Raw genomic sequence first — 18,523 nt, forward strand, 5'->3', positions numbered from 1 at the left:
TGTTAACCGATCGGTCGTAGGTTCGAATCCTACCTGCGGAGCCATTATTGGAGAGCTGTCCGAGTGGTCGAAGGAGCACGATTGGAAATCGTGTAGGCGGTCAACTCCGTCTCAAGGGTTCGAATCCCTTGCTCTCCGCCACTGATACTTATACATAATTACAATTGAAAGTCTGGGCCCGTTGGTCAAGCGGTTAAGACACCGCCCTTTCACGGCGGTAACACGGGTTCGAATCCCGTACGGGTCATTATATGATGGAGGATTAGCTCAGCTGGGAGAGCATCTGCCTTACAAGCAGAGGGTCGGCGGTTCGAGCCCGTCATCCTCCACCATTATATCATCGCGGGGTGGAGCAGTTCGGTAGCTCGTCGGGCTCATAACCCGAAGGTCGCAGGTTCAAATCCTGCCCCCGCAACCAAATTTTAAAATGGTCCGGTAGTTCAGTTGGTTAGAATGCCTGCCTGTCACGCAGGAGGTCGCGGGTTCGAGTCCCGTCCGGACCGCCATTTGAATACTTAGGCTCGGTAGCTCAGTTGGTAGAGCAACGGACTGAAAATCCGTGTGTCGGCGGTTCGATTCCGTCCCGAGCCACCACCTATGCCGGTGTAGCTCAATTGGTAGAGCAACTGACTTGTAATCAGTAGGTTGGGGGTTCAAGTCCTCTTGCCGGCACTGTTTTTTCAAAATTTAATGTGGAGGGGTAGCGAAGTGGCTAAACGCGGCGGACTGTAAATCCGCTCCCTCAGGGTTCGGCAGTTCGAATCTGCCCCCCTCCACCATTTATAGGGGCATAGTTTAACGGTAGAACAGAGGTCTCCAAAACCTCCGGTGTGGGTTCGATTCCTACTGCCCCTGCCAAATTTATGACATCTTGAGATTATGGCGGTTGTGGCGAAGTGGTTAACGCACCAGATTGTGGCTCTGGCACTCGTGGGTTCGATTCCCATCAATCGCCCCATATTATCATTGGGCTATAGCCAAGCGGTAAGGCAACGGACTTTGACTCCGTCATGCGTTGGTTCGAATCCAGCTAGCCCAGTCTCACTTTTTATATCAACTGCATATAATGTATTAAGTCCATTAAAAATGCGGAAGTAGTTCAGTGGTAGAACACCACCTTGCCAAGGTGGGGGTCGCGGGTTCGAATCCCGTCTTCCGCTCCAATTACGGCGGCATAGCCAAGTGGTAAGGCAGAGGTCTGCAAAACCTTTATCCCCGGTTCGAATCCGGGTGTCGCCTTCTTATTGCCGGGGTGGTGGAATTGGCAGACACACAGGACTTAAAATCCTGCGGTAGGTGACTACCGTGCCGGTTCAAGTCCGGCCCTCGGCACCAATTTTACTTACATGGTAAGTTGAATTGGTGTTTGTGTTTTATCATTATAACTAATCATATTAATGATCTACATAAGTAGATCATTTTTTTAATGCTTTGATTTATCATAACAAGTTAAGTTCCGAGGCCTATTATAAAGCGGCTGTATAGCTAGTCTTTCAACACTTTTATTTTATATTTCCATAAAAACTTTTTTGAAATACGTTGACACTTTATGAGATCCATGATATATTTATATTCGTCGGTTAGATACGACGTAAAACTTGCCGGTGTGGCGGAATTGGCAGACGCGCACGACTCAAAATCGTGTTCCTTCTGGAGTGTCGGTTCGACCCCGACCACCGGTATACTGAAAAACCCGTTTCTTAACAGAAACGGGTTTTTATTTTTTATTAAAGAAAAGGAGCCTCGGCTCCTTTTTATACTTACTCAGCGTATTGGTCTAGGATCTCTTCTAGCACCTCTTCTAGCTCTTCTGTATCTTCAAGCTCTGATTGGCTGAAACGGACGCGTACAAGCTGTTCTCCGTCATTATACATCTCTTCCAACCACCCTCGGAGTCCTCTTGCTCTGCGGTCGACTTCGAAAATGATTTCCAAACCGTCTTCGTCTAAAAGGAAAATGAGCTCTAATTCATCAAGCATCTGACGATAATATCCGGAAGTCGGAACGAATTCGAATTCTTGAACGAACGGAAGACGACGCTGGAAGTAGGGCGCTTGTTCGCAGTCTGCTTCGTTAAGACGGAAGCCCAGGTTTTCGATTGCTTCAAGCACATTTTCAATCCAAGGGTGCGCTTCAACGAAAATGCGGTCATGATCGGATTTATCGATACCGCCTTGAATGTCAAGGTCTGTCACCACGGCAACCTCTACTTTCCCTACAGTGATCGGCGTATCTAGAGGCAGAGTGAATGTGAACGGAAATTGATGCTCTTCACCAGGCTGTATGGTAAATGAACCAGTGACCCGGAAAGAATGAATTGTAGCGTATTTCCGGTGCTCTTCATCGTCTTTTACAATGACATACCGTGTGCTAAGCTGTAAATCGATATAACGGATGTCCTGAGCGATTTTTCCGCCTTTGACATGTACCGTTCCCTGTACTTCTTCTCCTGGAAAATATGCGTCTTTTTCTAAAATTGTATCTACTTTTGCAGCTCCAATTCCGGCACTTGCCGCAAGCTTCTTAAAAAATGACATGTTAGATCTTCCCCTTTTTCTTTTTTCTCAACAGATATACGTAAGAAGGAGGAAAAAAGATTCGTTTGATTCATACTTTTTTCCTATTATTCGTCTCGGCCTAGGGACAGACTAAGAATAATATTGAAAATAAAGGAGTCGATGGAAGTGAATAAAGAAAGTTTGGTTGCAGATGAATTACACAGAATGTTTTTGGCTGGTGAGCTGCAAATCACAGTAGAGGAGGATATAAACAATATTTCCGAAAGGCTGAGAAACGGCGATCTCAGTTTAGACCGATTAAGCGGTGAAGACGTGTTTATAAAAGAAACGGTAAATGAGGCTTTAAGAAGAGTGGAGCAATAAAAAAGAGACGGCATCTCATCTTTGAGATCCCGTCTCTTTTTGTGGTCTTTGCTGTAAGATAAAAGCGAATCGATTTGGAATTGCTCACCCGAGCCACCCCTTTTCTAACAGAAGATCTGACAGTTCATCATGGAGATAAACAGCTGTATCTAATTGATCATGCAATGCTCTTCTGATGTGGGGATTTTCGGTTGCTGTTGTTGCGACAGTGTATTTGTTAATGCTGGTTTTTATTGTTGTTAACAAATCAAGAATATCTTTGGGACAAAGACTTTGTTCAATGGGAAACCACCTCCTTTGTTTTTTTAGCAGCTCCTGATAAGAAAGTATTTGACTTTGTTTCTTGCTTCTATACAAAATGCTATAATAAGCAACAAATTTTGTTGGGGGGTGTGATGATGAAGCAGATTATTGCGATGGGGGGCGGGGGTTTTTCGATGGAGCCGGATAATTTGTCCCTCGATCAATATATCCTCAATCAATCAAAACGAGAGCAGCCTCGTATTTGTTTTTTGCCGACGGCGAGCGGAGATTCCCAAAACTATATTCAGCGGTTTTATCATGCATTTCAAACATTGGATTGCGTGCCGTCTCATTTATCTTTGTTTAAGCCACCATCATCAGATTTAGTTTCTTTTGTTATGGAAATGGACGTGATTTATGTTGGCGGGGGAAATACGCGGAATTTACTTGTGTTATGGAAAGAGTGGGGGCTGGACCATATTCTCAGGGAAGCATGGAAGAACGGTGTGGTTGTAGCTGGAATAAGTGCCGGTGCGATCTGCTGGTTTGAAGAAGGGGTGACAGATTCAGCCGGACCGCTGACAAGTTTGAAAAGTTTAGGTTTTTTGCAAGGGAGCTTTTGTCCCCATTATGACGGGGAAAAGGATCGGAGACCGGCATACCACCAGCTGATATCTAACAAGTTCTTATGCAGTGGCTATGCAGCGGATGATGGGGCTGCTCTCCATTTCATAAATGATCAGCTGTTTCAGACTGTGAGTTCAAGGTCGGGTGCAAAGGCATATCGGGTGATGATGGCTGAACATGAAATAGCTGAAATCCCGTTGCCGGTCAAATATTTAGGGTGAAATTGGCTGAATATTATCTATATTCCTCTTTTTTTCAGATTGATTTTATGATAAGATGAGTGCGAAATCAATAGTTACTGGGGGTGCCCGCTTTCGGGCTGAGAGAGAAGGCAAGCTTCTTAACCCTTTGGACCTGATCTGGTTCGTACCAGCGTGGGGAAGTAGAGGAATTGTTTTTGTTATTGTCTTGCTGGGCAATAATATGTTTCTTTCTGACTGTAACCGGGTTCATTTATATGAATCCGGTTTTTTGTGCTGGTTATGGGCTTGATTTTGTCCTTTCAAACGTAGAAAGGGGAAGGAAAAGTAATGCAAAACAATTCAGTGCAGCAAGCCAACATTTCCATTATGTCAAGTTTTTCAGGCAGCAAGAAGGTATACGTGGAGGGTTCTTCTTCGGACATCCAAGTGCCGATGAGGGAGATTGCATTGAGTCCGACGACGGGATCGTTCGGCGAAGAGGAAAACGCGCCTGTGCGTGTCTATGATACAAGCGGACCGTATACGGACCCTGAAGTAACCATTAATATTCAAGAAGGATTAAAGCCGCTCCGCCAAAAATGGATCACAGAGCGCGGTGACGTGGAAGAGTATGAAGGTCGGGCTATAAAACCAGAAGATAACGGTTATAAAAAAGCAAAACCAAACGTAAGCTATCCAGGATTAAAGCGGAAACCGCTGAGGGCGAAGGCAGGTCAAAATGTCACACAAATGCACTATGCAAAAAAGGGGATCATTACACCTGAGATGGAATTTATCGCCATTCGTGAGCATGTGTCTCCTGAATTCGTCAGAGACGAGGTAGCCAGCGGCCGGGCGATTATTCCTTCAAACATTAATCACCCTGAAAGTGAGCCAATGATTATCGGCCGGAATTTTCATGTGAAGATTAATGCAAATATCGGGAATTCAGCGGTTACGTCATCCATTGAAGAAGAAGTGGAAAAAATGACGTGGGCCATCCGCTGGGGAGCGGATACGATGATGGATCTCTCTACCGGAAAAGATATTCATACGACGCGTGAATGGATTATCCGCAATTGCCCCGTGCCTGTGGGAACTGTTCCGATTTATCAGGCGCTTGAAAAAGTAAACGGCGTAGCTGAGGATTTAACGTGGGAGATTTATCGTGATACGCTAATCGAGCAGGCAGAGCAGGGAGTGGATTATTTTACGATTCACGCGGGTGTTTTGCTTAGGTATGTACCGCTGACTGCCAAACGGACAACTGGTATCGTGTCACGCGGGGGAGCGATTATGGCGCAGTGGTGTCTGGCTCATCATCAAGAAAGCTTTTTATACACACATTTTGAAGAAATATGTGAGATTATGAAAATGTATGATATTGCTTTCTCTCTTGGGGATGGTTTGCGTCCCGGATCAATTGCTGATGCCAATGACGAAGCGCAGTTTGCTGAATTAGAGACGCTTGGAGAGCTAACGCAAATTGCCTGGAAGCATGATGTTCAGGTGATGATTGAGGGTCCTGGCCATGTTCCGATGCATAAAATCAAAGAGAATGTCGATAAACAAATGGACATTTGTAAAGAAGCGCCTTTTTACACATTGGGGCCGTTGACAACGGATATTGCTCCGGGATATGACCATATTACTTCAGCGATCGGAGCGGCGATGATCGGTTGGTACGGGACAGCAATGCTTTGTTATGTAACGCCGAAGGAGCATTTGGGACTGCCAAATCGTGATGATGTTCGTGAAGGAGTCATTACATATAAGATCGCTGCGCACGCTGCGGATCTTGCAAAAGGGCATCCCGGAGCACAAACCCGGGATGATGCGTTATCGAAAGCCCGTTTTGAATTCCGCTGGCGGGATCAGTTTAATTTATCTCTTGATCCGGAGAGAGCCCTTGAATACCATGATGAAACCCTGCCTGCTGAAGGAGCAAAAACCGCTCACTTTTGTTCCATGTGCGGTCCGAAATTTTGCAGCATGAGAATTTCACAGGATATTCGGGATTATGCGAAGAAAAACGATCTCAGTGAAGCAGAAGCCATAAATAAAGGATTAAAAGAAAAAGCAAAAGAGTTTGTCGATACGGGAAGCAATTTATATCAATAAAAAAAATGAAGATGGAGAATGCTCCATCTTCATTTTTTTTTAGAAAAACAGAGAGCGTCGAAGCGGCGGAATACTCTGTTCAAAGCGGAAAACATTTTCTGGATCATATTTCGTTTTGACACGGCGGAGGCGTTCAACGTTTTCGCCGTAATATGTTCTTGGCCAGTTTCTGATTTCAATATCTGGCCAATTTACGTAGTCTCCCATCGTTTCTCTCGAAAGGGACGTTCTCAGCCCCTCAATCCAGCGGACGTTTTGTCTTTTTTCTCCAGGGGATGTCCAGTTTGTTAAGTATTCCTGGGCAATGATTGCATCACGATAATAAAATGCCGTTTGGTTGGGAGCGATCCGTCCGGCTGCCCCGCCGAGTGCTTGCTGCCAGACACTGGCGTTTTGATTCGGAGCGTGCTCTAAAAAGTGTTTTATTGTTGAAATCGCACGTTCTGATAATGGCTTTTCAATGAAAGAGCCGGAGCGTTTCATTTTTTGAGGCTGATTGCCTCCCGGGCTGTTAAAAAAGGTTACCGCTTCGATGAACGGCATTGTTTTTACCATTCCGCTTGTTGGGCTTCCTGCTTTCAATAAAGGCTTTAACAGTTTTTTTAACTCTGTTTTTGGCCCGACAAATTGGCCGAGGGCTTCTATGCGGTTTACTTCTTTAGGCCAAAACTCTATTGATGATGTAAGCCGGTCATCTGTATACGGGGCCCAGTGCTGCCACGTGTTAAATACTTCCTCAAAATCATCCCATCCCCATGTTATAGAAAAAATCGACACTTGAGAGATGGGCACTGCTTTAAATGTCATGGAGGTGACTATGCCGAAATTGCCTCCTCCGCCTCCCTGAGACGCCCAAAATAAGTCTGGATGATTTGAACAGCTGACTGTAATCAGATCAGCGCCCTCTTTTTCGTCTGCTACGATCATCTCAAGCTGCACGAGGCTGTCGCAAGTAAGGCCGGCAGCCCTTGTTAAAAGTCCAATTCCCCCTCCGAGAGTTAAACCTGTGAGCCCTACATTAGCAATGGTGCCTGCGGGAAGCGTCAGGCCGTATTGCCAGAGTGTCCGATAGACTTCTCCCAATTCAGCCCCCGCTTCAATATAGGCCAGCTTTTTATCCTGATTCACAGTTATTTTTTTCATCTCGCTTAAATCAATAACAAGACCGTTATTTAAAAGGGAAAAGTTCTCATAGCTGTGTCTGCCGCCTCTAATACGGAAAGGCACACGGTTTTCACGCGCCCATTTCAGCGCATTGAGTGCATCCTGTTTGTTTTGGCAAAACACAATGATGTCAGGATACCTTTCTAAGCTTAGGTTAATATTGGTTCTTGCTTTGTTATAGTCCGGATCATCCCGTGTCACGATACGTCCGGTCAATTTTGTCTTTTCCACACTCCCACATCTCTTTCTCTCGTATTCTAGTTTCTCTAGCTTATGCGTCAGGGGAAAAGAGTGTATAAGGAAAAAGCGGGGATGCAATCTGATACAGTGTCAACACCCTCAAAAAATAGTTGACAGGTCGGTATTGTATGAATTAACATGGTCAGTACAAATTTTTCAAATTTATCGCGCTGATCGGAACACCGAAGGCTCTTATCGTTTAGATAAGGGCCTTTTTTGTATGAAAAAGGAGGGATTATTGATGGGAGTCAAAAAAGAAAAGGGGAGAAAACGATTCAGGAAGCGAAAAACCTACGGGAATCAGATTTTGCCGCTTGAGCTGCTGATTGAAAAAAACAAACGAGAGATTATAAACAGCGCGGAGCTAATGGAAGAAATTTATATGAAGATTGATGAGAAGCATACGCAATGTGTAACTAAATATAAAAAAACCCGCTGATTACAGCGGGTTTTTGCATTTCTACATTAAGCATCTTTTTTAATCGGCAATCCAAGGCCTTCTGCCACGCGTTTTCCGTATTCAGGATCCGCTTTGTAGAAGTGCTCGATTTGACGAAGCTTGATTTCTTCTTTTTCTACCGGCTTCATAGCATTAACGATATTTTCAACAAGGCGGGTACGTTCATCTTCACTCATTAAACGATACAGATCACCGGCTTGAGTGTAGTGATCGTTGTGATCGTAGCTTACGCTGTCAGCGATGCCTTGTACCGGATATGCTGCTTGCTTATCCTCAGGTGACTCTTTTGGACCGCCGAAGCTGTTAGGCTCGTAATACACAGATCCGCCGCCGTTATCGTCAAAACGCATTTGTCCATCACGCTGATAATTGTTTACTTTGTTGCGTGCGCGGTTGATTGGCAGCGCTTGATGGTTTGCACCGACACGGTAGCGGTGTGCATCATGATAAGCAAACAGTCGGCCTTGAAGCATTTTATCCGGTGAAACATCAATACCAGGCACGAGTGTTCCAGGTGAAAATGTCGCTTGTTCTACCTCTGCAAAGTAGTTTTCCGGATTCCTGTCTAGAACCATGCGTCCGACCTCGATTAACGGGTAGTCTTTTTGAGACCAAACTTTTGTGACATCAAACGGATCGAAACGGTACGTGTTTGCATCTTCTAAAGGCATGATTTGCACATATAGTTTCCATGCAGGATAATCACCGTTTTCGATTGCATTGAAAAGGTCTTCTGTATGGTAATCAGGGTTTTCACCGGCAATTTTTGCTGCCGTATTGACATCAAGGTTTTTCACGCCTTGTTCTGTTTTAAAGTGATATTTAATCCATACGCCTTCGCCTTCGGCATTTGTCCATTTGAATGTATGGCTTCCGAAGCCGTGCATGTGGCGAAGTGTCGCAGGAATTCCGCGGTCAGACATCAGGATTGTCACTTGGTGCAGTGACTCTGGTGAAAGTGACCAGAAATCCCATACAGCCGTAGGGTTTTTCAGGTGTGTTTTTGGATCTCTTTTTTGTGTATGGATGAAATCAGGGAACTTAATCGCATCGCGGATAAAGAATACAGGCGTATTGTTGCCGACGATGTCGTAGTTTCCTTCTTCAGTATAAAATTTAACAGCAAATCCGCGCGGGTCGCGAACTGTGTCAGCAGAGCCAAGTTCACCGGCAACTGTTGAGAAACGGATGAACAACGGTGTGCGTTTGCCGACTTCAGAAAGGAAAGCGGCTTTCGTGTATTTTGTTACGTCGTTTGTCACTTCAAAATATCCGTGTGCGCCTGCTCCTTTGGCGTGAACAACACGTTCAGGAACACGTTCTCGGTTGAAATGGGCCAATTTTTCGAGTAAATGTACATCTTGAATTAAAGTTGGTCCGCGAGAACCGGCAGTCATTGAGTTTTGATTATCTCCAACCGGAGCGCCCCAGCTAGTTGTCAGTTTATTTGAACTCATGTTATCACCTCTTGGAATTTATAAGAACATAATATCATCTCTAAGTAAAAAGTCAATATTATTTTATAATTATTATAAAATAGTTATCTCTATTAATCGATATATAGTATCGAAATTGTTGAAAAACCTTGTTGTAACAGCTTTTTATGACACTTAATAATTTTTGGAGAAATAATTTTTCCTTCTCTATTTGCGAAACAAGCAGAGTAAGTGATAAACAAGGATATCAAAAATCGTATTTAAAAAAGAGTTGACATATCGGAATAATTTGAATTAACATGTTATTCAAACAAAAAAACAATTGGGCAGCTGATCGGACCGCCGAAGGCTCTCATCTCTACAAGAACAGAGATGGGGGCCTTTTTGTTTTTTTTGAAGGCGGGGTTGGCAGAAAGAGAGGGATAAAAGTGGCTGTGACCATCAGCATCAAAGAAAAGGCATTTGTTCAAGAAGGCCGCAAAAACACGGTCTTAGAAAACATAGAATTATCAATCGCACCAGGCGAATTTCTAACGCTTATCGGACCGAGCGGGTGCGGAAAAAGCACCCTGTTAAAGATTATTGCAGGGCTTGATTCTGAATATGACGGGAGTGTGGAAATTAACGGCCGCAGCGTAACAGCTCCGGGTATTCAGCAAGGATTTATTTTTCAGGAACACCGCCTCTTTCCTTGGCTGACTGTTGAGCAGAATATTGCAGCCGACTTGAATTTGAAGGACCCAAAAGTCAAACAAAAGGTGGATGAACTGATCGAGATTGTCAGATTGAAAGGATCGGAAAAAGCATATCCGCGCGAGCTGTCAGGCGGCATGTCACAAAGAGTAGCCATCGCCCGGGCCCTGCTGCGGGAGCCTGAGGTGCTGCTTTTAGATGAACCGTTTGGTGCACTCGACGCTTTTACAAGAAAACACCTGCAGGACGTGCTGCTGGATATATGGAGGAAGAAAAAAACAACGATGATTCTCGTGACTCATGATATAGATGAATCTGTTTATTTAGGAAATGAGCTTGCGATCCTTAAGGCCAAACCGGGGAAAATCCATAAGCTGATGCCCATTCACCTGGCGTATCCGCGAAACCGGACGACTCCGGATTTCCAAGCGATCAGACAGAGAGTGCTGTCGGAATTCGAGAAAACAGAAGATTTGGAGTACGCAGAAGGATCAGGGATATAGAAAGGGCGGAAGCGGAAATGAAAAAAGGACTCATTGTATTGGTTGCCGTTATTTTTCTGCTCGCAGGCTGTGGAGCAAATGGAGCCAGCGGTGACCACAAACAATTGAAGGAAATTCGTATTGGTATTCAGCAAAGCTTAAGCCCCCTTTTGATTGCAAAAGAAAAAGGCTGGTTCGAAGATGCATTTGAAAAAGAAGGCATCAAAGTGAAATGGGTGGAGTTTCAAAGCGGTCCGCCCCAATTTGAAGGCCTTGCGGCAGACAAACTTGATTTTTCTCAAGTCGGTAATTCGCCTGTGATCGCTGGACAGGCGGCAGGCATTGACTTTAAAGAAATCGGTTTGTCTCAGGACGGCTTGAAAGCAAACGGCATCCTTGTCAATCAAAACAGCGGCATTCAAGACGTTAAGGGCTTAAAGGGGAAGAAAATTGCAGTCGCCAAAGGCAGCAGCGGGTTTGATTTTTTGTATAAAGCGCTTGATCAAGTGGGGTTGTCAGCTAACGATGTGACAATTATTCAGCTTCAGCCTGATGAAGCAGCTTCCGCATTTGAAAACGGATCTGTTGATGCCTGGTCCATTTGGGAGCCGTACTTGTCCTTAGAAACAATGAAACACGGAGCAAAAATCCTTGTGAACGGAGAAAGCACAGATTTATATTCACCGGGTTTTACTTTAGTAAGAACAAAGTTTTCAGAAGAGCATCCAGACGAAGTGGTCCGTTTTCTGAAGGTGTTTAATAAAGCCGTTGTATGGCAAAAGGAACATCTGGATGAAGCAGCGGACTTATATTCTGACATTAAAGATCTCGATAAAAAGGTCGTCGAAAATGTGCTGAAAAATACTGAGCCACTTAATGAGATCATCAGTGACGACATTGTGAAAGCACAGCAGGAAACAGCAGATTTTCAATTTCGAACAAAGGCGATAGATAAGAAGATTGATGTGAAGGATGTTGTCGATAACACTTTTATCAAAAAAGCATTAGAGGAGCATTCCTCAGGAGGTGATCAATGATGAAAGCAGAGGCTGCGGGCTCGCTGCCCAAAACGAATGCGGAAGCGGTGCGAAAAAAGCCCGGAAGGAAGAGATACGGCTGGATGAAGGGGCTTTTACTGCCCGCTGTCATCATTGCCATCTGGCAGGTCATCGGCGGGCTGGGGGTTGTGTCCGCTACAGTGCTGCCTACACCTGTTACGATTGTTCTGACCTTTAAGGAGCTTATTTTGTCCGGCGAACTGTTCGGCCATCTGCAAATCAGCATTTATCGGGCGGCACTTGGTTTTTTGCTTGGCGCGGGGCTTGGATTGATGATCGGGATTTTGGCCGGATTTTCCAAACGGACGGAGCTGTATCTTGATCCGTCGTTGCAAATGCTTAGAACCGTACCTCATCTGGCCGTCACGCCGCTGTTTATTTTATGGTTCGGATTTGACGAAGTATCTAAAATTTTGCTGATTGCGCTCGGTGCCTTCTTTCCTGTCTATATCAATACGTTTAACGGCATCCGCGGGGTTGACGCGAAGCTGTTTGAAGTCGCCCGGGTGCTTGAATTTAAATGGCATCAGCAGATATCCAAAGTGATATTGCCGGCAGCCCTGCCCAATATATTGCTAGGCATTCGCTTATCGCTCGGCATTGCATGGCTCGGGCTCGTTGTGGCAGAGCTGATGGGCTCAAGCTCGGGAGTCGGCTATATGATCATGGATGCGAGACAGTTTTCACAAACGAATAAAGTCTTTGCAGGGATTATCATTTTTGCAGTGGTTGGAAAGCTGACGGATTCCTTCGTCAGGCTGCTTGAACGAAAGCTGTTAAAGTGGAGAAACAGCTACGAAGGATAAAAGATATAAAGGGGAGATGAATATGGAAATTCTTTGGTTTATACCGACTCATGGAGACGCGAGATATTTAGGATCTGAAAGTGATGGACGGACTGCGGATCATCTTTACTTTAAACAAGTCGCGCAGGCGGCAGACAGGCTGGGATATACAGGAGTTCTTCTGCCAACGGGAAGATCGTGCGAGGACCCGTGGCTTACAGCGTCGGCACTGGCAGGAGAAACAAAGGACTTAAAGTTTTTAGTCGCGGTAAGACCTGGTTTAATGCAGCCTTCTCTGGCAGCCAGAATGACATCCACCCTAGACCGCATTTCAGACGGCCGGCTGCTGATCAACGTTGTGGCAGGGGGCGATCCGTATGAGCTGGCAGGCGATGGCCTGTTTATCAGCCATGATGAGCGCTACGAGGCAACAGACGAATTTTTAACCGTTTGGCGGAGACTTTTGCAGGGAGAAACGGTTTCCTATGAAGGAAAGCATATAAAAGTGGAAAACAGCAATCTGCTTTTCCCGCCGCAGCAAGAGCCGCATCCGCCCATCTATTTCGGTGGTTCGTCACAGGCTGGAATTGAAGCTGCCGCAAAGCATACAGACGTGTACTTGACATGGGGTGAGCCGCCTGAACAAGTAAAAGAAAAGATAGAAAGAGTCAAAAAGCAAGCGGCAAAAGAAGGGAGATCCGTTCGATTTGGCATTAGGCTGCATGTCATTGCCCGTGAAACTGAACAAGAGGCATGGGAAGCGGCAGAGCGCTTGATCAGCCACTTGGATGATGACACCATTGCCAAAGCGCAGGCAGCTTTGAGCCGTTACGACTCTTCAGGCCAGCAGCGGATGGCCGTCCTTCATCAAGGCGATCGGACGAAGCTTGAAATCAGCCCGAATCTGTGGGCGGGGATCGGCCTGGTCAGAGGAGGGGCAGGAACAGCTCTTGTCGGTGATCCGCAGACGATTGCCGACCGGATAGCGGAGTACCAGGCACTCGGCATAGAATCGTTTATATTCTCCGGCTATCCGCATTTAGAAGAAGCGTATTATTTTGCAGAGCTTGTATTTCCGCTTTTGCCGTTTGAAAATGATCGGACGAGAAAGCTTCAGAACAAAAGGGGAGAAGCGGTAGGAAACACTTATTTTGTCAAAGAGAAAAATGCATGAGTTTAACTAAAATACAGCCCCCCGAACATGGTATGATATTCAAAAAAAGGGGGCTTTTTTTCTGAAAACATTGAGAAGCGCGGCAGTCATTTGCCTCATAGCTATGCTGTCAGCATGCGGACATTCAAAACAGATGGAAATCAAAGCGGCGGACATATCAGATCTTGAAAAAAACAGAATGGATGTCGCAGCTTCACAGGCATTCACTGCCGAAGCCGTCAATATCGGTGAAGGTATTTCTTCAGCTGACATGTACATCGAACATTATCAAAAGGGAAAGCTTGTTGAGAGGTTTGGACCGGTTCGTGCAGATTATTCAGAGGAAAAAACTGATACCATACAATTTGTTTATTTTGAGAATGAAGAGGGGGAAGGAAAGAATAAACATACCACCATTCATTTTGGCATTGTGGATAAACAGGGAACTATAGCGGCTGATTCATCGGTGAAACGCGACGATAGCACAACACAGGAAATGACTCAGAATATTTCATCGCTGGAACCGATTACTTTCGAGAAGCCTGCTTTGATCGGCAGCAGTATTAGAGGGACTGACGAGACAATGCACACCTCTGAACATAAAAAAGAGCTCATTAAGCATCAAGATGCGTTACTGTATTATGTGGAATTGCATCATTAGAATGGGCGGCTTCAGGCCGTCTGTTTTACAAAGCGGTATGCTTGCTTTTTTGAATGGTGCATGATACATTTTAAATCGTAACAATTTCGATTTAAAGGGAGGCTATGTGACTTGGCTAAAAAATCAAAAGTGGCAAAAGAGTTAAAACGCCAACAGCTTGTTGAGCAATACGCTGGTATTAGACGCGAGTTGAAGGAAAAAGGAGATTACGAGGCACTCAGCAAGCTGCCAAGAGATTCAGCACCGGGAAGGCTTCACAACCGCTGCATGGTAACGGGGCGCCCGAGAGCATATATGAGGAAGTTTAAAATGTCCAGAATCGCTTTCAGGGAGCTGGCCCATAAAGGCCAGATTCCCGGTGTGAAAAAAGCAAGCTGGTAAGAAAAAACTCCGGCCGATTACAGCGCGCCGGAGTTTTTTTCGTTTTTCTTGAAAGAGATGACGTAGGAAAGGTGCTGGATGATCATGATGATAAACACAATAATAATAGGGAAAAACGGAATGCGCGATTGAAATAGCGGATAAAAAATGAGAAGAACCGCTGCGGCAGGCAGCGAGAAGTAGACAGCGATATATGACGCGCGACATGCTTTTGCCGTCATCATCTGCTCTCTTTCATCCTGCTCTTCAAACTCATCAGGCAGAAGTAGCTGCTTTCTGGCAGGGCGGCTTTTTTTCTGTAAGTACAAATAAACCGCAGACGCCGCAACAAACAGAATAAAGGGAGTGAGGTTTAAATCAAATACCATCCCGCCGCTCTTTGTGCCGAAAAAAGATGCTATGCCTTCTGAGGCTTCAAAGTATGAAATCAGCGCCCAGCATGCAAGGCCAAATAAAACAAGGTGAAAAGCTGCTTTTGTTTTCATGCTCATCTTAGTTTTCCTCCTCTAACCAAAAGACATCCTCCATTTTCATGGAGAAGGCTTTGCAGATTTTCAGTGCTAACAGCAGTGAGGGAACATAATCGCCTTTTTCAATCGCTGCCACAGTCTGTCTTGTGACGCCGACCGTTTCTCCGAGTTTTTCCTGAGAATAGCCGAAGCGTGCCCTCAGCTCTTTTACTTTATTTTTCATCATGACGTCTGTCCCCTTCACAATCTCGATTGATTATATTGTATAGTATACTTAACATTATGTAAATGGAACTTAACAACTTTACAAAAAGATAACTTTTTTTCGACAAAATTTTTATATTCCCTTGACGAAAAATAAATAAACATGTAATATAAAAAAAGTCAGAGCGGTACTGTTGCTGACAATCACAAATGCGGGTGTAGTTTAGTGGTAAAACCTCAGCCTTCCAAGCTGATGTCGTGAGTTCGATTCTCATCACCCGCTCCATACATACGTTATTAACGCAGTGTTTCGTTTCTCAGATAAACGAAGTATTGCGTTTTTTTATGTGAAAAAGAACACGGTATTCGTGTTCTTTTACGTAAGCCAATGTACTGTATGGGTGCCGCCGTGAATTTGTTCAAACATTTTCGTTAATGATGATAAGAGGTTAACAGCGCTGCTTTTCTCAATCGATGGCGGGAAAAAAATGATTTGCAGCATATTCTTAGTCTCGTTTGAAACGGGATAGTGGTTGACGCTGTTTTTGAAATCGCCAAAAATGCCGTTTTCATCAGAGAAAAGCAGTATGTTTTCTTTTTCTCCCAATGAGATCCGGACCGGCTCATGAAGCTTTCCGGCATCATAAATCATAATAGGCAGAGAATATTTTAATGCGAAAAAATCGATTGTGTCATGGGCCGAGTCTTTACTTTCCATGAATTGTTCCTTGGATATCGGGACCAGCATGTCCTCCATTGGGGTTGTTTCTCCCTCAAATGAAGGGTTAAGCTGTTTAAAGAGTTTCTGCCATTCCTTGACGAAGGATTCATCGGATATACCGCCGTCCGCATAGTCGAAAAACAAGGATTCTTGAAACAGGCGGAGTCTGCCTTTCAGCATTTGCGGTGAGGAGCCGACTTCGATATTCTCATAAATGACAGCAGCTGCATGTAAGCCGGCCGCACGTTCAGTAATAACAGAATCAAGTTTGATATTCACTAGCATTCACTCCAGTTACGTGATATCAACCTATTATAAACGCTGTGTCGTTTTATCACAAAGAAAGGAGGCTGTGCAAAACATGAACGTTTATCAGCTCAAAGAAGAATTAATTGAATACGCGAAAAGCATTGGCGTAGACAAGATTGGTTTTACGACCGCTGATACTTTTGACAGTTTAAAAGACCGTTTGATTCTTCAAGAATCACTCGGCTATCTCTCCGGCTTTGAAGAGCCAGATATCGAAAAAAGGGTGACGCCGAAGCTTCTTTTGCCGAAAGCGAAATCAATAGTGGCAATTGCTCTCGCATATCCTTCCAGAATGAAGGATGCGCCGAGAAGCACGAGAACTGAGCGCAGGGGCATTTTTTGCAGAGCTTCCTGGGGAAAAGACTATCATGATGTGCTGAGGGAAAAGCTTGATCTGCTGGAGGATTTTCTAAAAAGCAAGCATGAGGATATCAGAACGAAGTCAATGGTTGATACAGGTGAATTGTCTGATCGCGCCGTTGCGGAACGTGCCGGAATCGGATTCAGTGCGAAAAACTGTATGATCACAACACCCGAGTATGGCTCTTATGTGTATTTGGCGGAAATGATCACAAATATCCCTTTTGAGCCTGATGTGCCGATTGAAGATATGTGCGGGTCCTGCACGAAATGCTTGGACGCCTGCCCAACGGGAGCACTGGTTAATCCCGGGCAGCTTAATGCGCAGCGCTGCATCTCTTTTCTGACCCAGACAAAAGGATTTTTGCCTGATGAATTCCGGACAAAAATCGGAAACCGCCTGTACGGGTGCGATACGTGCCAAACGGTATGCCCTCTCAATAAAGGGAAGGATTTTCATCTTCATCCGGAAATGGAGCCTGATCCTGAGATTGCCAAACCGTTATTGAAGCCGCTTTTGGCCATCAGCAATCGGGAATTTAAGGAGAAATTCGGGCATGTCTCAGGTTCTTGGCGCGGAAAAAAACCGATTCAGCGAAACGCCATTCTCGCGCTTGCCCATTTTAAGGATGCTTCCGCACTGCCTGAATTGACGGAACTGATGCACAAGGATCCGCGTCCTGTCATCAGGGGGACAGCCGCATGGGCAATCGGAAAAATCGGAGACCCCGCCTACGCGGAAGAGCTTGAAAAAGCGCTGGAAAAAGAGAAGGATGAAGAGGCAAAGCTGGAAATTGAAAAAGGAATTGAGTTGCTAAAAGCTTCAGGCATGACTAAACAAGGCCTGTCCTGACATACGTATAGAGCAGAAGGAAAAAACACTTGAGATCATCCAAGTGTTTTTTCTCTATAAAAAAGTATGGCGGGTGGGGTGAGCTTGAAGTACATTTTAGAACAATTAGCGGAGGAGCGGCTGGGCTTTCTGGTTAACGGGCATGCTATGAGACAGGAGTCTCAAGTCGGAGACCTTAAAGTCATGGAGCGTAAGAAAAAGCTTCTGGAAAAACGTAAAGTTGACATCATAAAAGCGAAAGCAAAGGCCGTGATTAATCATGTGCGGGTTGAGGATGACGGAACGACCTGCCTTTCGTATACCATCCATTACGAATACGTGTGTAAGGAACAAGATGACAGCTTGTATATAGAAGAGCACATAGAGGAGCGAATGGCTTTCCTGTATGATCACATTTTGATTAGTGATCAGGAAATTGCGAAAAAGCCGGCTGGATTTCATGAAGGGACCAGTATTATTGACTATTCTGAAGCTGAAGAGGAAAGAGAAGCGTTTGGCAGGGCTTTTCAATACGATCGTCTCGGCGCTGTCCAATATGCCGAGAAATTTTGGAACAAGCGCAATCCTGCTTATAAAAATTTCAGCGATAACTGTACAAATTTTATTTCTCAGTGTCTTCATGCAGGAGGCGCGCCGATGCGCGGTCATCCGAACAGGGGATCAGGCTGGTGGATGAAACAAAGCTCATGGAGCTACAGCTGGACGGTGGCGCACTCTATGAAAATGTATTTGTCGAATTCAAAGGCCGGACTGCGTGCGGTGCGGGTGAAATCAGCGGAAGAACTGATGCCGGGCGATGTGATTTGCTATGACTTCGAAGGAGACGGCCGCTTTAATCATACAACGATTGTCGTGGCAAAGGACAAAGGCAATATGCCGCTTGTCAACGCCCAGACCTATGACAGCCGGATGAGGTATTGGTCATATGAGGATTCTACGGCATACACGCAGTCAATACGATATGCCTTTTTTCATATCGTTGATGATACGACAAAAGAGTAATTAATGTTATAATGATGGGCGGATAAGAAAAACAGA

The 18,523-nt window shown here is 45.0% G+C and carries 19 protein-coding genes, 17 tRNA genes and 1 riboswitch (1 of these 37 cut by a window edge); of the genes, 29 read left to right on the forward strand and 7 right to left on the reverse strand.

All coding sequences use genetic code 11. The features are described from left to right. The 16 genes from MKX71_RS04760 to MKX71_RS04835 form a co-directional block, all read left to right on the forward strand. Positions 1-44 (forward strand) — tRNA-Asn (locus tag MKX71_RS04760); it begins 31 nt to the left of the window's first position. Positions 45-49: 5 nt separating this feature from the next. Beyond that, positions 50-141: transfer RNA gene (locus tag MKX71_RS04765), tRNA-Ser, on the forward strand. Between the two features lie 34 nt (positions 142-175). Continuing rightward, positions 176-247 (forward strand) — tRNA-Glu (locus MKX71_RS04770). A 9-nt stretch (positions 248-256) separates the two neighbouring features. Continuing rightward, positions 257-332, forward strand: a tRNA-Val gene (locus MKX71_RS04775). A gap of 9 nt (positions 333-341) precedes the next feature. Further along, positions 342-418, forward strand: a tRNA-Met gene (locus tag MKX71_RS04780). Positions 419-429: 11 nt separating this feature from the next. Further along, positions 430-506, forward strand: a tRNA-Asp gene (locus tag MKX71_RS04785). A 12-nt stretch (positions 507-518) separates the two neighbouring features. Further along, positions 519-594, forward strand: a tRNA-Phe gene (locus tag MKX71_RS04790). A 5-nt stretch (positions 595-599) separates the two neighbouring features. Then, positions 600-672 (forward strand) — tRNA-Thr (locus tag MKX71_RS04795). A gap of 22 nt (positions 673-694) precedes the next feature. Beyond that, positions 695-779: transfer RNA gene (locus tag MKX71_RS04800), tRNA-Tyr, on the forward strand. A gap of 5 nt (positions 780-784) precedes the next feature. Continuing rightward, positions 785-858 (forward strand) — tRNA-Trp (locus MKX71_RS04805). A 24-nt stretch (positions 859-882) separates the two neighbouring features. Continuing rightward, positions 883-958, forward strand: a tRNA-His gene (locus tag MKX71_RS04810). A 9-nt stretch (positions 959-967) separates the two neighbouring features. Further along, a tRNA-Gln gene (locus tag MKX71_RS04815) sits at positions 968-1,039 on the forward strand. Between the two features lie 49 nt (positions 1,040-1,088). Further along, a tRNA-Gly gene (locus MKX71_RS04820) sits at positions 1,089-1,163 on the forward strand. 5 nt (positions 1,164-1,168) lie between these two features. Next, positions 1,169-1,239, forward strand: a tRNA-Cys gene (locus tag MKX71_RS04825). Positions 1,240-1,246: 7 nt separating this feature from the next. Then, positions 1,247-1,335, forward strand: a tRNA-Leu gene (locus MKX71_RS04830). Between the two features lie 265 nt (positions 1,336-1,600). After that, positions 1,601-1,682 (forward strand) — tRNA-Leu (locus tag MKX71_RS04835). Positions 1,683-1,760: 78 nt separating this feature from the next. Here MKX71_RS04835 and spo0M read toward each other — a convergent pair. Further along, a complete protein-coding gene (spo0M, locus tag MKX71_RS04840) occupies positions 1,761-2,537 on the reverse strand; it encodes a sporulation control protein Spo0M (RefSeq protein ID WP_003233481.1) in 777 nt (258 codons plus the stop codon). 141 nt (positions 2,538-2,678) lie between these two features. Here spo0M and MKX71_RS04845 point away from each other — a divergent pair, with 141 nt between their 5' ends. Beyond that, complete coding sequence (locus MKX71_RS04845; protein ID WP_003233478.1) at positions 2,679-2,882, forward strand: hypothetical protein; 204 nt, start codon at positions 2,679-2,681, stop codon at positions 2,880-2,882. A gap of 84 nt (positions 2,883-2,966) precedes the next feature. On the opposite strand, the gene MKX71_RS04850 is transcribed toward MKX71_RS04845, so the two are convergent. After that, a complete protein-coding gene (locus tag MKX71_RS04850) occupies positions 2,967-3,239 on the reverse strand; it encodes a spore coat protein (RefSeq protein ID WP_010886449.1) in 273 nt (90 codons plus the stop codon). Between the two features lie 41 nt (positions 3,240-3,280). Here MKX71_RS04850 and MKX71_RS04855 point away from each other — a divergent pair, with 41 nt between their 5' ends. Both MKX71_RS04855 and thiC read left to right on the forward strand, forming a co-directional pair. Then, complete coding sequence (locus MKX71_RS04855) at positions 3,281-3,973, forward strand: Type 1 glutamine amidotransferase-like domain-containing protein (RefSeq protein ID WP_003245002.1); 693 nt, start codon at positions 3,281-3,283, stop codon at positions 3,971-3,973. Positions 3,974-4,042: 69 nt separating this feature from the next. Further along, a riboswitch (TPP riboswitch) is annotated at positions 4,043-4,150 on the forward strand. A gap of 132 nt (positions 4,151-4,282) precedes the next feature. Next, a complete protein-coding gene (thiC, locus tag MKX71_RS04860) occupies positions 4,283-6,055 on the forward strand; it encodes a phosphomethylpyrimidine synthase ThiC (RefSeq protein ID WP_015715545.1) in 1,773 nt (590 codons plus the stop codon). A 39-nt stretch (positions 6,056-6,094) separates the two neighbouring features. Here the strand turns inward: thiC and MKX71_RS04865 are convergent, their stop codons facing one another. Next, complete coding sequence (locus MKX71_RS04865) at positions 6,095-7,450, reverse strand: FAD-binding oxidoreductase (protein ID WP_181216910.1); 1,356 nt, start codon at positions 7,448-7,450, stop codon at positions 6,095-6,097. Positions 7,451-7,700: 250 nt separating this feature from the next. Between MKX71_RS04865 and senS the strand changes: the two genes are divergently transcribed. Continuing rightward, positions 7,701-7,898, forward strand: coding sequence for a transcriptional regulator SenS (gene senS / locus MKX71_RS04870; RefSeq protein WP_003245192.1), 198 nt, complete (start codon positions 7,701-7,703; stop codon positions 7,896-7,898). 26 nt (positions 7,899-7,924) lie between these two features. Here senS and katA read toward each other — a convergent pair whose 3' ends face one another. Then, the gene (gene katA / locus MKX71_RS04875; protein ID WP_014476225.1) at positions 7,925-9,376 is read right to left on the reverse strand and encodes a catalase KatA; all 1,452 of its coding nucleotides are present in this window, start codon (positions 9,374-9,376) and stop codon (positions 7,925-7,927) included. A gap of 407 nt (positions 9,377-9,783) precedes the next feature. On the opposite strand from katA, the gene MKX71_RS04880 reads away from it, so the two are divergent. From MKX71_RS04880 to rpsN, 6 genes are all read left to right on the forward strand, one after another. Continuing rightward, positions 9,784-10,551 carry an ABC transporter ATP-binding protein gene (locus MKX71_RS04880; protein ID WP_010886450.1) on the forward strand — a complete coding sequence of 256 codons (768 nt, stop codon included), beginning with the start codon at positions 9,784-9,786 and terminating at the stop codon, positions 10,549-10,551. A 17-nt stretch (positions 10,552-10,568) separates the two neighbouring features. After that, positions 10,569-11,567 carry an aliphatic sulfonate ABC transporter substrate-binding protein gene (locus tag MKX71_RS04885; RefSeq protein ID WP_003245431.1) on the forward strand — a complete coding sequence of 333 codons (999 nt, stop codon included), beginning with the start codon at positions 10,569-10,571 and terminating at the stop codon, positions 11,565-11,567. Continuing rightward, positions 11,564-12,394, forward strand: coding sequence for an ABC transporter permease (locus tag MKX71_RS04890; RefSeq protein WP_010886451.1), 831 nt, complete (start codon positions 11,564-11,566; stop codon positions 12,392-12,394). Before MKX71_RS04885 ends, MKX71_RS04890 begins: the two co-directional genes overlap by 4 nt. 22 nt (positions 12,395-12,416) lie before the next feature. Further along, a complete protein-coding gene (gene ssuD, locus MKX71_RS04895) occupies positions 12,417-13,547 on the forward strand; it encodes an FMNH2-dependent alkanesulfonate monooxygenase (RefSeq protein ID WP_003245787.1) in 1,131 nt (376 codons plus the stop codon). 103 nt (positions 13,548-13,650) lie between these two features. Further along, positions 13,651-14,187 carry a hypothetical protein gene (locus tag MKX71_RS04900; RefSeq protein ID WP_339232033.1) on the forward strand — a complete coding sequence of 179 codons (537 nt, stop codon included), beginning with the start codon at positions 13,651-13,653 and terminating at the stop codon, positions 14,185-14,187. Positions 14,188-14,298: 111 nt separating this feature from the next. Then, complete coding sequence (gene rpsN, locus MKX71_RS04905) at positions 14,299-14,568, forward strand: 30S ribosomal protein S14 (protein ID WP_003233455.1); 270 nt, start codon at positions 14,299-14,301, stop codon at positions 14,566-14,568. Positions 14,569-14,585: 17 nt separating this feature from the next. Here rpsN and MKX71_RS04910 read toward each other — a convergent pair whose 3' ends face one another. Both MKX71_RS04910 and MKX71_RS04915 read right to left on the reverse strand, forming a co-directional pair. Next, a complete protein-coding gene (locus MKX71_RS04910; protein WP_003245008.1) occupies positions 14,586-15,059 on the reverse strand; it encodes a lipoprotein in 474 nt (157 codons plus the stop codon). Position 15,060: 1 nt separating this feature from the next. Beyond that, positions 15,061-15,261 (reverse strand): helix-turn-helix transcriptional regulator, encoded by a 201-nt coding sequence (locus tag MKX71_RS04915; RefSeq protein WP_009966860.1) that lies wholly within the window; start codon positions 15,259-15,261, stop codon positions 15,061-15,063. A 193-nt stretch (positions 15,262-15,454) separates the two neighbouring features. Between MKX71_RS04915 and MKX71_RS04920 the strand changes: the two genes are divergently transcribed. Next, positions 15,455-15,528, forward strand: a tRNA-Gly gene (locus MKX71_RS04920). A gap of 90 nt (positions 15,529-15,618) precedes the next feature. Here MKX71_RS04920 and MKX71_RS04925 read toward each other — a convergent pair. After that, the gene (locus MKX71_RS04925; protein ID WP_003245517.1) at positions 15,619-16,242 is read right to left on the reverse strand and encodes a B3/4 domain-containing protein; all 624 of its coding nucleotides are present in this window, start codon (positions 16,240-16,242) and stop codon (positions 15,619-15,621) included. Between the two features lie 82 nt (positions 16,243-16,324). Between MKX71_RS04925 and queG the strand changes: the two genes are divergently transcribed. Then, on the forward strand, positions 16,325-17,485 hold the full coding sequence (gene queG / locus MKX71_RS04930) for a tRNA epoxyqueuosine(34) reductase QueG (protein WP_003245522.1): 1,161 nt from the start codon (positions 16,325-16,327) through the stop codon (positions 17,483-17,485). A 66-nt stretch (positions 17,486-17,551) separates the two neighbouring features. After that, positions 17,552-18,487 (forward strand): amidase domain-containing protein, encoded by a 936-nt coding sequence (locus MKX71_RS04935; RefSeq protein ID WP_031315024.1) that lies wholly within the window; start codon positions 17,552-17,554, stop codon positions 18,485-18,487. Positions 18,488-18,523 lie beyond the last annotated feature (36 nt).

Source organism: Bacillus sp. FSL M8-0071 (assembly GCF_037975455.1).
In the GTDB taxonomy this organism is placed as follows: Bacteria; Bacillota; Bacilli; order Bacillales; family Bacillaceae; genus Bacillus; species Bacillus subtilis.

Coding starts and splice junctions, on each gene's coding strand:
- spo0M (WP_003233481.1), bottom strand. CDS start 2,537: ATGTCATTTTTTAAGAAGCTTGCGGCAAGTGCCGGAATTGGAGCTGCA.
- MKX71_RS04845 (WP_003233478.1), top strand. CDS start 2,679: ATGGAAGTGAATAAAGAAAGTTTGGTTGCAGATGAATTACACAGAATG.
- MKX71_RS04855 (WP_003245002.1), top strand. CDS start 3,281: ATGAAGCAGATTATTGCGATGGGGGGCGGGGGTTTTTCGATGGAGCCG.
- thiC (WP_015715545.1), top strand. CDS start 4,283: ATGCAAAACAATTCAGTGCAGCAAGCCAACATTTCCATTATGTCAAGT.
- senS (WP_003245192.1), top strand. CDS start 7,701: ATGGGAGTCAAAAAAGAAAAGGGGAGAAAACGATTCAGGAAGCGAAAA.
- katA (WP_014476225.1), bottom strand. CDS start 9,376: ATGAGTTCAAATAAACTGACAACTAGCTGGGGCGCTCCGGTTGGAGAT.
- MKX71_RS04885 (WP_003245431.1), top strand. CDS start 10,569: ATGAAAAAAGGACTCATTGTATTGGTTGCCGTTATTTTTCTGCTCGCA.
- MKX71_RS04890 (WP_010886451.1), top strand. CDS start 11,564: ATGATGAAAGCAGAGGCTGCGGGCTCGCTGCCCAAAACGAATGCGGAA.
- ssuD (WP_003245787.1), top strand. CDS start 12,417: ATGGAAATTCTTTGGTTTATACCGACTCATGGAGACGCGAGATATTTA.
- MKX71_RS04900 (WP_339232033.1), top strand. CDS start 13,651: ATGCTGTCAGCATGCGGACATTCAAAACAGATGGAAATCAAAGCGGCG.
- MKX71_RS04910 (WP_003245008.1), bottom strand. CDS start 15,059: ATGAGCATGAAAACAAAAGCAGCTTTTCACCTTGTTTTATTTGGCCTT.
- MKX71_RS04915 (WP_009966860.1), bottom strand. CDS start 15,261: ATGAAAAATAAAGTAAAAGAGCTGAGGGCACGCTTCGGCTATTCTCAG.
- queG (WP_003245522.1), top strand. CDS start 16,325: ATGAACGTTTATCAGCTCAAAGAAGAATTAATTGAATACGCGAAAAGC.
- MKX71_RS04935 (WP_031315024.1), top strand. CDS start 17,552: ATGGCGGGTGGGGTGAGCTTGAAGTACATTTTAGAACAATTAGCGGAG.